This window comes from Streptomyces sp. NRRL F-5755, assembly GCF_001279365.1.
GTDB classification, from domain to species: Bacteria; Actinomycetota; Actinomycetes; order Streptomycetales; family Streptomycetaceae; genus Streptomyces; species Streptomyces rimosus.
The window spans coordinates 1-13,388 of record NZ_LGCW01000295.1 but is presented as its reverse complement, the minus strand read 5'-3'; the positions used below and the strand labels follow the sequence as shown (position 1 = coordinate 13,388).

The following is a 13,388-nucleotide window of genomic DNA, read 5'->3' as shown; positions in this document are numbered from 1 at the left end:
AAGGCAGAATGATGAAGGACCGCATGATGAAGGACCGCATGATGAAGGCAGTGCTCTACGACCGCTATGGCGGCCCCGATGTGCTCTATATGAGCCGCGTGCCACGACCCGAGCCGGCCCCCGGCGAGGTCCTTGTGAAGGTGCGCGCGTTCAGCGTCAACAGCGGCGAACTGGCAGTACGTGTCGGCCGTCTCCGCCTGCTGAGCGGCCGGAAATTCCCCAAGCGCGTCGGCTTGGACTTCACCGGCGAGGTCGCCGCACCGGGTGCCGGAGTCACACGGTTCGCGGCCGGCGACCGCGTATGGGGGGTCTTGGGTCGCACCGCCGGGTTCGGCACCGCCGCCGAGTACGTGACCGTGCCCGCCGAGCGGGTCGGCCGGCTCCCCGACGGCCTTGACCTGGTGGACGCCGCCGCGCTGCCGGTGGCCACCACGGCCATCACCGCGCTGCGGGACAAAGCCGGGCTGCGCCCCGGCGAACGACTCCTCGTCCGGGGCGCGGCGGGTGGTGTCGGCAACGCCGCCGTCCAGCTCGGACGGGCGTACGGCGCCGAGGTCACGGCCCTGGCCCGTGCGGCCAACCTCGACTTCGTCCGCGGGCTCGGCGCGCACAAGGCCGTCGACCACCGCACCGTGCGGCCGGCGGAACTGGGCCGCTTCGACGTGGTCCTGGACACCGCGGGGACCGACCTGCGGGCCTTCCGGCGCCTACTGAATCCGGGCGGGCGCATGGTCACCATCGCCTTCGACCTGAAACGGCCTGCGGCGTCGCTCGGCTACCTCGCGGCCGGCACGGTCCACGGACACGGCCGGGTGCGTTTCTTCAGCGGCAACCCCACGCGAGCGGACTTCGACGACCTCGCCCGCCATGTGGTCGAGGGCAAGCTGAGCCCTGCGGTGGACACGGTCTTCCCCCTGGAGGAGACAGCAGCGGCACACCGGGCGCTGGAGGCGGGCGGCGTCCAGGGCAAGTACGTGGTCAGGGTCGCGTAGGACGTCTGTGGCGGCGCTGATCACAGCCACTCGTTGAGGGCAGCGATGAGGACGGTCGCCTGGTAGCGGACCGCCGACTTGTCGCACCGTGTGGCGACGGCGCGGTGCCTCTTGAGGCGGTTACGCGCCTGGTCGGCTTTGTCGGGGATGGTGCAGCGGTTGCCGCGGCGGCGGAAGCAGGCGCGGTTTCTGCTGAAGGCGTACGCCTTGTCAGCGCGGACCCGATGGGCTCGATCTGCTGCGCGAACCCCGCCGGGCACACGCTGGCCTTAATGCGCATGGAGTTCCACAACGAATCGGCGTCGCGCTCATGTGGAGTCGGCGCAGAGCCCCATTTACCAGCCACGGGTGGTTCGGACCTGCGCCTTCCACTGAATGAAGGCGCCGAAGAGCTTATCGGCCATCATGGTGCGGGTGATGCCCAGTTCGTCTTTCGTTCGGGTGATGCACATCGGCCAGCCCGATCCGTCGTTCATCTTGCGTTCGAAGTCGAAGATGGCGGTGCCGTCGACCATCTCGCGTGTGACGGTGATCGCTCTGGCGGGCTTGCCGCCCAGCTGGCCATGCCCGTCGGTCAACCCGCCTCCCTACGGCCGCTGCCGCGCCCGGGGAACACCAAGCGACGCTCAGCAGGGCGCGGCAGCGCCCCACGGGTGTACGCCCGTATCTCTTCCGCTCCGCGGGGCAGGGAAGGCGGCCGATGAGCGCCGGGAGTCGGCCGTACGCCTCGCGCTGTCAGGCCATTTCAACGTAACGATGGACCCGGTCGAAGCGCCGGTCTGCCACGTCCCGGCGGCGGATCACCCAGTGGGCCACGCCGGAGTCCAGTTCCGTGACGTCGTCGCCGCACCTCCAGGTGGCCAGCAGAGTCCAGTCGTCGGCGCCCTCTTCGTGGGCCGTACCGCCATGTTCGCAGGGGTCGGCCTCCCCGGGCGTACGGGCGTAGTGGACGGGGTCGTTCTGGGGCGAGACCGGGTGGCCGCCGATCTGCAAGGCCCAGGAAGGGCGATAGCCGCCCACGTGTGCCCAGGCGTCGCTGAGTTCGTCGGCGAGTTCGAACTGCTCGTCCTCGGGGAAGTCGCCCCATCTGTCGAGGGCGAAGCTCTCCGGCATCTGCGCGCTCGGCTGGTGCCAGAGCGTGCGCAGTTCACGCGGCCGGTACGGCTCGCGCCGACTGTGTTCGAGGGGGCTCGGGGTTGTCGGGGTCCCGGCGGGAACGTACAGCACCGCGTCGGACACCTGTCCCCCGATGCCGACATCGGTGCCGGAGAAGAGAAGCAGGTGGCCGTCGGCGGGGAGCGGGAGGCCGGTGGCGCCCGGCGGGAGGGCCGCGAGGTCGACGGAGGCCACGAAGGGGTCGGACGGCTTCGGCACGCCGTGCGGCAGCAGGGGGTCGCCGCCGACCCGGGCCACGAGGGGGCCGTCACCGCTCTCGGCCGCGTACACCGCCGGGCGGGCGACACGTATCCATTCCTCCACCTCCTCCGAGGGCAGATCCCGGGATGCCGCCTCGGCCCGGAAGCGGTTCATTCTGTCCATGCTCGCGTCGGTCACCGGGCCACCCTAACGGGCTCCTGGGCGGGTATCGGCAGGGCGAAATCGCCTGAAGGCAAGGCAATTTGGCGGTACTGACCTGTGAAGCGTGAAGTCGGCAGGGCTGACGAAGGTGATCGGCGCGGTATGCCGAGCGTGTGGGATATCCGCAAGGCGGTGGGCTGACGCCCGAACGGCAGGCGTTTCGCGAGCGGATCCGGCTGGAGGCCGCCGAGCGATGCGTTGCCCGTGCCGCCAATCCGTACGCTGACCACCCGCCCGGTCCTGCTGCGGGCCGGGCTCCCTGACGAGGCTGACAAGTCCATGCGGTTCTCCATCTCCGACCAGCCGGCCCGCACTCCGTACATCACAGCTCCGGCGCCGCCGCTGCCGCGTTGGGCACCGCGCCCGTGCGCGGACCGCCGCGCCTGGATTGCCTGGTTCCTGCCTGGAGGGTGTCGAGCCAGTCGGTCAGCAGGCGGTTGACCTCGTCGGGGCGCTCCTGCTGGATCCAGTGGCCGCAGCCGTCCAGGAGGTGGGAGGCCGACAGGCCGGGGAGGGTGGTGGGGTAGGCGTCGATGGCGTCGGACATCCAGGTGGTGGAGGCATCCAGGGCACCGCCGACGAACAGGGACGGCTGCTTGATCGGGGCTCCGCTGTGCGAGGCAAGGTCTTCCCAGTCCCGGTCCATGTTCCGGTAGCGGTTGAGTGCGCCGGTCAGGCCGGTGCGCTCGAACTCCCCGGCGTAGACGTCGAGGTCCTCCTCGCTCAACCAGGCCGGGAGGGGGCCCACGGGGAAGCGGTCGCGCAGCCGGCCGCTGCCGCGGGCGACGAAGTGCGGGTCGGGCTCGCCCTGGGCGGGCATGGTGTCAGCGGACAGGGCCGCGTAGAAGCCCGCGAGCCAGCCCCGGACGTCGGGCTCGATCTCCGCCTCGGCGCGCCCGGGCTCCTGGAAGTGGGCGACGTAGAACTCCTGCTCGGGGCCGCCGATCTGGCCGAAGACGTCGCTGGGGCGGGGGCCGCCGGGCGGCGCGTAGGGGACGCTCAGCAGGCCGACGGCGCAAAAGATCTCGGGGTGGAGCAGGGCGGAGACGGCAGCGATGTTGGAGCCCCAGTCGTGGCCGACGACCACCGCGCTCTCCTCGCCGAGCGCACGCACGACCGCGACGTTGTCCTCCACCAGATCGAGCATCCGGTAGGCGCCGGTCGCCTCCGGCTTGGAGGAGCGGCCGTAACCGCGCACGTCGATCGCCACCGCCCGGTATCCGGCCGCGGCGAGGGCCGGGAGCTGGCGGCGCCAGGAATACCAGGACTCGGGGAAGCCGTGCACGAGCAGGACCAGCGGACCGGTTCCCTGCTCGACTAGGTGCAGGCGCCCGGCCGGGGCCTTGACGGTGCGGTGGCGGAACTCGGCGGTCGGCTCGGGCTGCATGGGCCTCTCCTCGGGTCGCGGCGACGCGGTTACCCATCGATCATGCGGCGCAGCACCCGCCCGACGCGACCAGCCTTGCCATTCTGGCAACCTTGCAGCACAGAGCGGCGGAGCGGCACGGCAAGAAGGAGTGGGAAAGATGGCAGTCGATGACGTAGGCGCCACGCTGGCCGCGATGGGGCCCCGGTTGCGGGCCGCGCGCGAGCACCACGGCGCGACGCTTGCCGGTGTCAGCTGCGCAACCGGCATCTCGTCCAGCACGCTGTCCCGGATCGAGACCGGCCGACGCAAGCCCACCCTGGAGGTGCTGCTGCAGCTGTCGAAGGAGTACGGCGTCTCCCTGGACGAGCTGGCCGGCACGGCACCCGCCCCCGCGGCCAAGCCGCGCGCCACGGCGCCGCTGAGCTTCGGCGACGACAAGGCAGTGCTGCCATTGACCCGGTACGTCGGCGGCCTGCACGTCCACAAGCACGTCCTGCCCGCCCTTGAAGACCCGCCCGCGCGGCCCCGGCAGGTCTCCCACGACGGCTACGAGTGGCTGTGCGTCCTGTACGGACGACTGTGGCTCGCACTCGGCGACCAAGACCTCGTCTTGACCCCCGGGGACGTCGCCGAGTTCGACACCCGCACCCCGCACGGGATGGTGAACTCCAGCGGCAGCGGTCCGGTCGAGTACCTGATCATGTTCGGACCGCAGGGCGAGCGCCAACGGCTGCGCACCCCTCCAGCCGCTGCTCGCGGGACTGGTGGCAAAAAGGCCGCTCAGTGAGCAGATGTGAACATCCACGACACCAGCCGCTGCCGCCAGCCGGGGTAGCGGTCTTCCGACTCGCGGTGCCCATCGTCGCGATACGTGGGCAACTTCGCATCGACGACGACGTCCAGGTCCAGGCGCAGCTCCGCAAGGGCCCGCCCCAGGCGGCGGATGTCCCGCTCGTTGTACACCCGGCGCGCCTTGTGCTTGTAGCAGCGCACCTCTATGTCGCCGAAGAAGACGTACCCGTGGGACTGCACGTCAGGTCGGTGAGGACCCAGTCCAGGAAGGCCGCGCCGATGGCCGGGCGGTGCACGAACGCGTTGAACGGGCCGATCAGATTCCTTCGGCCGTGGCCGCGGCGGCCCCCGCCTCCCGGGCCCACGGCACGACCTCGTCCCGCATGCGCCGCTGCGTGGCGAGCTGCTCCTCGGTGAGCGGGCCGTGGGAGGCCAGGGGCAGTCGCCCGCCCCGGCCCCGGTCTTCGGTCGAGGGCTGAGCGGTGCCGGTCATGACGCGGCGAAGGCGGTGATCAGGTCGGACAGGGCCTGCGGTGCCTCCATCGGTACCTGGTGGCCGCAGTCGACTGACGCGATCGTGACGTTGGACAGGTGGGGCACCGTCAGCTTCTGCTGCATCTCCAGGCCCCAGGTCGGGTCGCCGTCCGCGACGATCAGCAGGGTCTCGACGTCGATCGGCGCGGCGCGCTCGGTCCAGTCCTCGTATATCCCCTCCGTCAGCCAGGCGTCCCAGGCCTTGCGATTCATCCGCGCATAGTCTTCGCAGGCACGGTCGAACACTTCCGGCTCCAGCGGCAGCGCGGTGCGGTCCAGCACGAACTTCTCGGCGTCCGCGTCGTCCCTGCGGCTCTCGAACAGTTCGCGCGGCAGGTCCTCGCCGCCGACCTCTTGCCCGAGCGGCGTGGGGGTGATCAGCACGAGTTTCGCCGGTGGATGCGCGAGTCCCAGCCCGGCGCCGGCCCGGCCGGCAAGGATCTGCATGATCTTGCCGGTCATCGAGTGGCCGACCAGCACGTAGTCGGTCAGGCCGAGTTCGTTGATCGTGGCGGCGAACGCGGCGGCCGTCTCGGCCATCGTGTAGCCCGGGATCGCGTGCGCCTCGCCGTGGCCGGGTGCGTCCACCGCCACGACCCGGAACTGCTCCGACAGCGGCGCGCTCGCCTCGATCCATTCACGGCGGGCGAAGCTGAACGAATGCGAGGTCACGAGGGTGCGCCCCGGGTACTTCGCATGGGGCTGCTGGGGAGTGTCGGTGAGGGGAAGCACGGTTCTAACCTCCGGTTGCCGTCGGTGATGGGGACGGGGCGGTCGGTCGGGTGAGGAGCAGGCCCTGTACGGCGGTGCGGGCCAGGCGTACGCAGGAATCCACGTCGACGGGCTGGTGGCCCAGCAGCAGGCGGAACGCCACCGGGCCGAAGAGCAGGTCGATCGCCGCATCGGGTTCGACGTGCGGGTCGAGTTCGCCGCGCGCGACCCCGCGCTCCCACAGCGCCCGGAGCGCCGCGCGGCGCGGCGAACGCCCTTGAACTTTGGACTCAGGACGCTAGCGCGTGAGGGTGCCGAGGACCTTCCCGAGGGTGATGGCCACGTCGAAGTCCCGATCCCATGTGAGTGCGACGAGGTCGTCGAACTCCGCCTCAGGGCGGAGCAGATTGAGGACGTCAGCTTCGAATACTGAGCCCGGTTCCGCGAGGTCGAGCGCCTCGTCGTGGAAGCAGCGGTACGTGTTGCGTGACCGGAACATGACCGAGTACCCACCGTCTACGAGCTCTCCCACGGAGACATCCCACTTCGCTTCAAGCGCCTGCAGTGTGCTGGCGACCCTGTCGGCGTTGAACGGCTCGGTCAATAGACCCACTCCCACCGCTTCTCGGGCCGGATCCAACGGAAGCGTCTTGTCCCAGAGCACCGAGAGGTGGCGCTCGAAGCCGATGTCCTCGCGAACTGTTTTGTCGAACTCCAGGTAGTCGGTGTCCAGATTCGTACGCATCCAGCGGGTGATCCAGAGGATCGGGGCGTTGATCAGATTCGCCCGCAACGAGCGATTGCCTTCACCGTAGACAGATTCGCGGATGCTCGTCAGCAGCTCTTTGCAGTGGTAGTCCTTGCAGAACCGGAACAAGTGAGCAGACTGCCGCGGCAGACCGGCCCAGTGCGAAGACCGAGGGAGGGGGAAATCAGCCAGAATCGTCTCCAGCTCGCGTTGGAGTCCCGGCTTGGCGGCCGACACCACGAGAGCGTCGTCGTTCTCGTCCCACCGCCCGGCGCCCTCATAGTCGAACTTCGCCTTGCACGACGCATACACAACGGCTTGAGCACACGTATTGAACAGCTCCGTGCTCACCCGGTACGCAACCTCGCAGTGGTAGTTGAGGTTGAATCGGTCGAGCTCTCCGTCGGCGACCCGCTCGAAGACATGCTTCGCCGACAGCACGTCTCTCGCGGCACGGCCGAGGATCCGCTCGACCTCGCCGGACGAGCTGTCGGCGGGCACTTCGTTGGGGCGCAGATCATCGGAGATCTCCTCGATTGCCGAGTCGAGCCGCTGAAGGGTTACCCGAAGCATGCCGCGTACGGTGTCGATGCGGAGCCGCTGCGCCTCGTCTTGGAGCAGCATCTGTTCAATGATCAGGTCGAGGTCGGCCAGGAAGGGGTAGCGGTCGCGCACAAGCGCGTGTCGTCGCCCCCGGGCGTTCTGCTTCGTGAACATCTCGGTTATGACGAGGCCGAGCGCGAAGATGTCCGCCGGCTTGCCGATACCGAGGGCGTTGTTCCTCACCATCTGTTCGGGAGCGAGGTAGTTCCGGTTCACTAAGAGGTCCCCGCGATTCGTGAGCGAGGAGTCCTTGAAATGCGCGATGCCGAAGTCGGCCAGGACGAGCCGGCGCGCATCAGGGTCGACGAGGACATTCTCAGGTTTGATGTCGCGATGCACTATGCCGTCGCCGTGCACGTACGCGAGCGCATCACAGAGCTGGCGCGCGTAGTCGAGAAGCACGTCAGCATCGGTTTCGCCGTTGATCACGTTTCGCAGCGTCATCGGGTAGAAGTCCATGACGTAGTAGAAGAAGTTCGCGTCCTCTGAGCGCGCGTGGATACTCACGACGTTCGGATGGCTCGATGTCTGTCCGTACTCGATCTCCTGATTGAAACGCTTATTGCGAACGGAGTCCGCGTTGCGGTCCTTCTTAATCCGTTTGACTGCGAACACCTGACCGTCGGGCTTACGGCGGGCCTTCCACACCACGGCTGATCCGCCCTCTCCCGGAGCTGAATCGCGCTCGTAAGTGACTCCGTCGATGATGAACGGTTCGTGCTTCGGCATGAACCCACCCTACTGACCTCCTCGGGGCGGTGACGTCGGCCAATTGCCGCCAGGACCAGAGCCTTCTCCGGCGGGGCGAGGTAGATGCCCACCACGTCGCGGACATTGGTCACGAACTGCGGGTCGGTCGACAGCTTCAAGGTCTCCACGATGTGCGGCTTGAGGCCGAACGCCCGCCAGATCCGCGAGACGGCCGACTGCGACATGCCCTCTGCCTCGGCCATCTAACGTGTCGACCAGTGCGAATCACCCGTCGGTGGCGCCTGGCCGAGCGTCCCGGAGACCAGGGCCTCGACCTGCTCGTCGGTGATCCCTTCGCGGTGGCCCCGAACGCGGTCGGTCCGCCAGGCTCTCCAGCCGGTTCGCGGCGAACCGGGACCGCCACTTGCGTACCGTCTCTCGCGAGACGCCCAGATCGTCCGCGACCCGCGCGTTCGGCAGGCCCTCCGCGCACGCCAGCACGATCTTCGACCGCAGCACCAGTGCTTGAGACGCCGACTGCTTGCGCAACCAGCCCCGCAGCACTCGGCCTTCGTGATTGGACAACTCCAGCGGCAACGACTTCGGACCAGACCCCACCCTATAACCGCAAGCAAACTAACGACTCAGAACACTAGAAGAACCCCAGCTTCTTCGGCGAATACGACACCAACAGGTTCTTCGTCTGCTGGTAGTGATCCAGCATCATCTTATGCGTCTCCCTCCCGATCCCCGACTGCTTGTAACCGCCGAAAGCCGCATGCGCCGGATACGCGTGGTAGCAGTTGGTCCAGACGCGGCCGGCCTGGATGGTGCGGCCGGCGCGGTAGGCGGTGTTGGTGTTGCGGGTCCAGACGCCGGCGCCCAGGCCGTAGAGGGTGTCGTTGGCGAGGGTCATGGCGTGGTCGAAGTCGGTGAAGGGGGTGACGGCCACTACCGGGCCGAAGATTTCTTCCTGGAAGACGCGCATGTCGTTGGTGCCCTCGAAGACGGTGGGGGTGACGTAGTAGCCGCCTTCGAGTTCGCCGCCGAGTTCGGCGCGGGTGCCGCCGGTGCGGATGCGGGCTCCTTCCTTCTGGCCGATGTCGAGGTAGGAGAGGATCTTTTCGAGCTGGTCGTTGGATGCCTGGGCGCCGATCATCGTGTCGGTGTCGAGGGGGTGGCCCTGGACGATCTGTTCGGTGCGGGCCACGCCGGCGGCCAGGAAGTCCTGGTAGTGGCCCTGCTGGATGAGGGCCCTGGACGGGCAGGTGCAGACCTCGCCCTGGTTGAGGGCGAACATGGTGAAGCCTTCGAGGGCCTTGTCGTAGAAGTCGTCGTCGGCGGCCGAGACGTCGTCGAAGAAGAGGTTGGGGCTCTTGCCGCCCAGTTCGAGGGTGACCGGCTTCAGGTTCTCCGAGGCGTACTGCATGATCAGGCGGCCGGTGGTGGTCTCGCCGGTGAAGGAGATCTTCGCGACGCGCGGGCTGGAGGCGAGCGGCTTGCCGGCTTCCGCGCCGAAGCCGTTGACGATGTTGACGACGCCGGGCGGCAGCAGGTCGGCGACCAGGCTCATCCAGTAGTGGATGGAGGCCGGGGTCTGCTCGGCGGGCTTGAGGACGGCGGCGTTGCCCGCGGCGAGGGCGGGGGCCAGCTTCCAGGCGGCCATCACCAGGGGGAAGTTCCACGGGATGATCTGGGCGACGACGCCCAGCGGTTCGTGGAAGTGGTACGCGACGGTGTCGTCGTCGAGCTGGGAGAGGGTGCCCTCCTGCGCGCGGATGGCGCCGGCGAAGTAGCGGAAGTGGTCGATGGCGAGGGGGAGGTCGGCGGCCAGGCACTCGCGGATGGGCTTGCCGTTCTCCCAGCTCTCGGCGACCGCGAGGGCTTCGAGGTGGTCCTCCATGCGGTCGGCGATCCGGTTGAGGATCTGGGCGCGCTCGGCCGGGGACGTACGGCCCCAGGCGGGCGCGGCGGCGTGTGCGGCGTCGAGGGCGCGCTCCACGTCCTCGGCCGTACCGCGGGCGATCTCGGTGAACGGCTGCCCGTTGACGGGGGTGGGATTCTCGAAGTACTGGCCCTTGGCGGGCGGTACGTATGCGCCGCCGATCCAGTGGTCGTAACGGCTCCGGTAGGACATCAGGGCGTCGGCGGCACCAGGGTTCGCGTAACGGGCCATGGGAACTCCCAATCGCTCTCGGCTCGCGCCTCCGCTCCCGCGGCGGGGCGCCGGTGCGCAGGCTAGGGGCGGGGACGTTGCGGGAAGGTTGCGGGAGGGGCGGGCGCGGGGGCGGTTAGGAGGCCGAGGCTGTGGGCAGGGGTTTCTGCCGCTGACTTTCCGCTTTCCGGCAGTCGGCTTGTTCGCCTCCTGATAGTTGGTGACGTGCGGAGACGTTGGGGGACTGGCGGGAGAATCGGCGGGGGAACCTATGGGGACGCCGACGGCAGGCTGTAGGCCGTACGAAGGCGTGTTGCCGTGTGGGACGCTCGCCTGTCCTCAGGGCGGGCCGTCGTTTCCAGCGCTTCCCAGATTTCCAGGTCGTGTTCGCCCCAGGGCGTATCGGCCCACAGGCGCAGTGTCTCCGGGTCGCGGCGGGGGAGGACGGCCCGCCGTAGCCGGTCTTCCAGTACGGAGCGCAGACGTCGTACGCCAGGGGCTTCGGAGAGGGGGAGCAGCGGGCCGCGGTAGTCGCGCAGCGCTGCCGTCAGGTCGCCGGCCGCCAGCTCCGTTTCCACCTGGGCCAGGTCCGTTTCCACCGCTCTGGTCAGACGGTACGGGCGCGAGTCGAGCAGAGGGCCGACCACGTGGCGCAGGCGGGACAGTTCGGCGCGCAGGGTCACCGGCCGGACCTCGCGTTCTCCGTAGAGGAGCATCGCCAACTGGTCACCGGTCAGGCCCTCCGGGTGCCGGGCCAGCAGGAGCATGATCTCGCTGTGCCGGGGGCCGAGCCGCAGGCTGCGGCCGTCCGTGGTCAGGACGGCTTCGTCCCGGGCGAGGACGGTCAGGTGGGCGGCGGGCGCGCTCCGTTCGGGATACGTGGCGAGGTGGGCCTCGGCGGCGCGGGCGGTGGCCTGGACCAGGGCCAGGCTGTGCGGGCTGGCGAGGTGGTCGCCGCCGGTGATGTCCACGGCGCCCAGCAGCCGGCCCGTCCGCAGGTCGTGCAGGGGAGCCGCCGCGCAGGTCCACTTCTGGACGCTCTTGTTGTAGTGCTCGGCCGCGAAGATCTGTACGGCGTGGTCGGCGGCCAGCGCGGTGCCGGGCGCGTTGGTGCCGGCATGCCGCTCGTCCCAGCGGGCCCCGGCGACGAAGTTCATCCGCTCCGCGTGCCGCCGAACGCCGGGATGGCCCTCCACCCAGAGCAGCCGCCCCTGCGGATCGCAGACGGCGAGCAGATGGGCGCCGTCATGGGCGATGGTGCCCAGCAGGTCCCGGAAGACCGGCATGGCGCGGGCCAGCGGGTGTGCGTCGCGGTAGGCGCGCAGTTCGGGCTCGTCCAGGTCGATCGGGGCCGGTCCGTCGAGCGTCGCGCGCGCGGACGCCGACCGGCGCCACGAATCGGCCACCACCTGGCGCACCGGTTGGGCCACCGCCCCGCCCGCCAGGAACTCCTCGTGGGCGCGCCGTACCGTACGGGTACGCTCCACGGGGTCGGCTCCCGACTCCATCGCCAGCCAAGGGTTGACCACGCGTCACCTCTCCGTTGCGGCTGCTGCCTATTGCCTAGGGTCTACTGCTCAGGGCCTGCTGCCTGTTGCCCCGTCCCGTAGCCGATGGTGCTCGTACGGGGCGGGGCAGTAAAGCCCGCTGGAAGGTGGCGTGGGGGTACGCCGGGCGCGGCGTCGGACCTGCTCAGCCGTGCCCGGTATGTCAGGAGCGCGCCGCGGTCGCCCTGTTCTCCGGGAGCAGGTCCGCCGTCGCCCGCCAATGTCCCTTGGGGAGGCCCACCAGCCCGTACAGCCACCGGACGGGGGAGCGGCGCGGCAGCAGGAGTCCGCCCGCGGTTACGGCGAAGACCGCCAGGCCGACGGGATAGCCGAGGAAGCGGACGAGCGTGCCGGCCAGGAGGGCGCCGAGCAGCGGCAGCCCGTACAGACCCGCGCCCGCGATGGCCACGGCGAGGAAACGCGGCACCTTCAGGTCTTGTGCGCCGCCCGGCAGGAGCCAGCCTTCGGCCAGCCAGCCGATCTCGGTCAGCAGCAGCGTGCCGATGACGGCGGTGCCGAGGACCAGGAGGGCGAGGAAGGTGCCGGAGGTCAGGAAGCGCAGGACGCAGTTGATCACGCTGTCCTCGGACCAGGCGCGCAGGGCGGCGCCGTCCGTACTGAGGAAGCGGCGGTAGCCCTGGCCGTCCCAGCCGTGCACGAGGGTGCCGAAGAGCAGGAAGTGGCCGACCACGCAGTTCAGGTACGCCCAGTAGCCCGCGCCGACCAGGCACAGGGCCTGGGCGAGCAGGAAGCCGAGGAGGGTGGCGGTCACGACGCCGCCCGCGTAGAGGAGGGGCAGGCCCGCCCAGACGCCGCGGTGGCCGTCCGCGATGTGCATCGTCGACCAGGACGGGTTCTGCCACATCAGGAACAGCCCGGTCGGCACCAGCAGCACCGCGGCGTACAGGAGCGTCAGGCACAGGTACGGGTTCGCGGCGCGGCTGATGAGGCGCGGGGCGAGCAGCCGGGGCAGTCCGGTGCGATCGGCGGCGCGGCGTTCGAGTAACTGGAGTTGCCGGGCGGCGGCGAGCGCGAACGTCGAGCCGATGCCGTACGCCCAGAACAGCGCGGCCGGCAGGCCGATCATGCCGTCCCCGCTCCCGATGCCGTCCCGGCCCCTGTTCCCGCTCCCGCCCCCGCCGCTGTTCCCGTTCCCGTCCTGGTCCCTGCTCCCGCCCGGGCGTTCAGCGTCAGCCCGTCCGCGACGATCAGGTCCGAGGTGACCAGGGCCTGTTCGGCGTCGACGTTGGTCATGAAGACGAACGGTGGCACGACCGGCGGCACCGGCAGCGTGTCGGGGGTGAAGGTCAGGCAGAGGATGCCTTCCAGACAGCCGCTGAACTTGGTCAGGTAGAGCGTCACGTTGCCGCTCAGGTCCAGGTTGCGCGCGCCGAGGCCGAGTTGGGGTCCGCCCGCGTCGCGGGTGATCAGCCGGTAGTCCGTGAGCGAGGCGGCCTTCATGCGCAGGACCATCGCTTTGACCGGGCCGTTGACGGTGGGCACCTCGGTGACGCCGGCCAGCGTGAAGCCCTTCGGCGCGAACATCGTGGTGGTCACGGTGGGCGGGGTGGGCGGCGCGGGGATGCCGGCCGCCGCGCGGGCGGGTGGGGCGGGGGCGCCGATGACCGTGATGAGGGCGACCGGGAGGGCTATGGAGAGGGTTCGGTTT

General features: G+C 69.6%; 14 protein-coding genes and 3 pseudogenes. 3 read left to right on the top strand and 14 right to left on the bottom strand.

What is annotated here, in order from left to right; all coding sequences use genetic code 11:
* Positions 1-26: 26 nt before the first annotated feature.
* Complete coding sequence (locus tag ADK86_RS31535) at positions 27-992, top strand: NAD(P)-dependent alcohol dehydrogenase (RefSeq protein ID WP_053699834.1); 966 nt, start codon at positions 27-29, stop codon at positions 990-992.
* 20 nt (positions 993-1,012) lie between these two features.
* Here the strand turns inward: ADK86_RS31535 and ADK86_RS41595 are convergent, their stop codons facing one another.
* The 3 genes from ADK86_RS41595 to ADK86_RS31525 all read right to left on the bottom strand — a co-directional run bounded on the left by ADK86_RS41595 (position 1,013) and on the right by ADK86_RS31525 (position 2,546).
* The gene (locus ADK86_RS41595) at positions 1,013-1,252 is read right to left on the bottom strand and encodes a hypothetical protein (protein ID WP_199834517.1); all 240 of its coding nucleotides are present in this window, start codon (positions 1,250-1,252) and stop codon (positions 1,013-1,015) included.
* Between the two features lie 75 nt (positions 1,253-1,327).
* Positions 1,328-1,570, bottom strand: a complete 243-nt coding sequence (locus ADK86_RS31530; RefSeq protein WP_053699669.1) for a hypothetical protein — start codon at positions 1,568-1,570, stop codon at positions 1,328-1,330.
* Positions 1,571-1,727: 157 nt separating this feature from the next.
* Positions 1,728-2,546 carry a DUF1963 domain-containing protein gene (locus ADK86_RS31525; protein ID WP_053699668.1) on the bottom strand — a complete coding sequence of 273 codons (819 nt, stop codon included), beginning with the start codon at positions 2,544-2,546 and terminating at the stop codon, positions 1,728-1,730.
* A gap of 137 nt (positions 2,547-2,683) precedes the next feature.
* Here ADK86_RS31525 and ADK86_RS45770 point away from each other — a divergent pair.
* Positions 2,684-2,761, top strand: a pseudogene (locus ADK86_RS45770) (transposase); the annotation flags it as partial.
* A gap of 131 nt (positions 2,762-2,892) precedes the next feature.
* On the opposite strand, the gene ADK86_RS31520 reads toward ADK86_RS45770, so the two are convergent.
* Positions 2,893-3,957 carry an alpha/beta fold hydrolase gene (locus ADK86_RS31520; RefSeq protein ID WP_234346121.1) on the bottom strand — a complete coding sequence of 355 codons (1,065 nt, stop codon included), beginning with the start codon at positions 3,955-3,957 and terminating at the stop codon, positions 2,893-2,895.
* A gap of 139 nt (positions 3,958-4,096) precedes the next feature.
* Between ADK86_RS31520 and ADK86_RS31515 the strand changes: the two genes are divergently transcribed.
* Positions 4,097-4,726, top strand: a complete 630-nt coding sequence (locus tag ADK86_RS31515) for a helix-turn-helix domain-containing protein (protein WP_053699667.1) — start codon at positions 4,097-4,099, stop codon at positions 4,724-4,726.
* On the opposite strand, the gene ADK86_RS31510 is transcribed toward ADK86_RS31515, so the two are convergent.
* The 10 genes and pseudogenes from ADK86_RS31510 to ADK86_RS31475 all read right to left on the bottom strand — a co-directional run.
* Positions 4,720-4,971 (bottom strand): hypothetical protein, encoded by a 252-nt coding sequence (locus tag ADK86_RS31510; RefSeq protein ID WP_053699666.1) that lies wholly within the window; start codon positions 4,969-4,971, stop codon positions 4,720-4,722. The two genes, ADK86_RS31515 and ADK86_RS31510, sit on opposite strands and share 7 nt — an antisense overlap.
* A gap of 76 nt (positions 4,972-5,047) precedes the next feature.
* Positions 5,048-5,224 carry a hypothetical protein gene (locus ADK86_RS43435; protein WP_159394004.1) on the bottom strand — a complete coding sequence of 59 codons (177 nt, stop codon included), beginning with the start codon at positions 5,222-5,224 and terminating at the stop codon, positions 5,048-5,050.
* The gene (locus tag ADK86_RS43430; RefSeq protein WP_053699665.1) at positions 5,221-5,997 is read right to left on the bottom strand and encodes an alpha/beta fold hydrolase; all 777 of its coding nucleotides are present in this window, start codon (positions 5,995-5,997) and stop codon (positions 5,221-5,223) included. Before ADK86_RS43430 ends, ADK86_RS43435 begins: the two co-directional genes overlap by 4 nt.
* Before the next feature lie 4 nt (positions 5,998-6,001).
* Positions 6,002-6,235 (bottom strand): annotated as a pseudogene (locus tag ADK86_RS45765) (TetR-like C-terminal domain-containing protein); the annotation flags it as partial.
* A gap of 39 nt (positions 6,236-6,274) precedes the next feature.
* Complete coding sequence (locus ADK86_RS31500) at positions 6,275-8,056, bottom strand: serine/threonine-protein kinase (RefSeq protein WP_078952384.1); 1,782 nt, start codon at positions 8,054-8,056, stop codon at positions 6,275-6,277.
* 246 nt (positions 8,057-8,302) lie between these two features.
* On the bottom strand, positions 8,303-8,518 hold the full coding sequence (locus ADK86_RS44910; protein ID WP_234346150.1) for a helix-turn-helix domain-containing protein: 216 nt from the start codon (positions 8,516-8,518) through the stop codon (positions 8,303-8,305).
* Between the two features lie 151 nt (positions 8,519-8,669).
* The gene (locus tag ADK86_RS31490) at positions 8,670-10,193 is read right to left on the bottom strand and encodes an aldehyde dehydrogenase family protein (RefSeq protein WP_053699663.1); all 1,524 of its coding nucleotides are present in this window, start codon (positions 10,191-10,193) and stop codon (positions 8,670-8,672) included.
* A 248-nt stretch (positions 10,194-10,441) separates the two neighbouring features.
* On the bottom strand, positions 10,442-11,701 hold the full coding sequence (locus tag ADK86_RS31485) for a helix-turn-helix domain-containing protein (RefSeq protein WP_053699662.1): 1,260 nt from the start codon (positions 11,699-11,701) through the stop codon (positions 10,442-10,444).
* A 181-nt stretch (positions 11,702-11,882) separates the two neighbouring features.
* A complete protein-coding gene (locus tag ADK86_RS31480; RefSeq protein WP_053699661.1) occupies positions 11,883-12,806 on the bottom strand; it encodes a hypothetical protein in 924 nt (307 codons plus the stop codon).
* A pseudogene (locus tag ADK86_RS31475) lies at positions 12,803-13,388 on the bottom strand (hypothetical protein); the annotation flags it as partial. The gene ADK86_RS31480 and the pseudogene ADK86_RS31475, both read right to left, overlap by 4 nt.

Bases quoted from the DNA above. Each gene is read 5' to 3' on its own strand.
- ADK86_RS31515 (WP_053699667.1), top strand. From the start codon at position 4,097: ATGGCAGTCGATGACGTAGGCGCCACGCTGGCCGCGATGGGGCCCCGG.
- ADK86_RS43435 (WP_159394004.1), bottom strand. From the start codon at position 5,224: ATGACCGGCACCGCTCAGCCCTCGACCGAAGACCGGGGCCGGGGCGGG.
- ADK86_RS31480 (WP_053699661.1), bottom strand. From the start codon at position 12,806: ATGATCGGCCTGCCGGCCGCGCTGTTCTGGGCGTACGGCATCGGCTCG.
- ADK86_RS31500 (WP_078952384.1), bottom strand. From the start codon at position 8,056: ATGCCGAAGCACGAACCGTTCATCATCGACGGAGTCACTTACGAGCGC.
- ADK86_RS31490 (WP_053699663.1), bottom strand. From the start codon at position 10,193: ATGGCCCGTTACGCGAACCCTGGTGCCGCCGACGCCCTGATGTCCTAC.
- ADK86_RS31535 (WP_053699834.1), top strand. From the start codon at position 27: ATGAAGGACCGCATGATGAAGGCAGTGCTCTACGACCGCTATGGCGGC.
- ADK86_RS31520 (WP_234346121.1), bottom strand. From the start codon at position 3,957: ATGCAGCCCGAGCCGACCGCCGAGTTCCGCCACCGCACCGTCAAGGCC.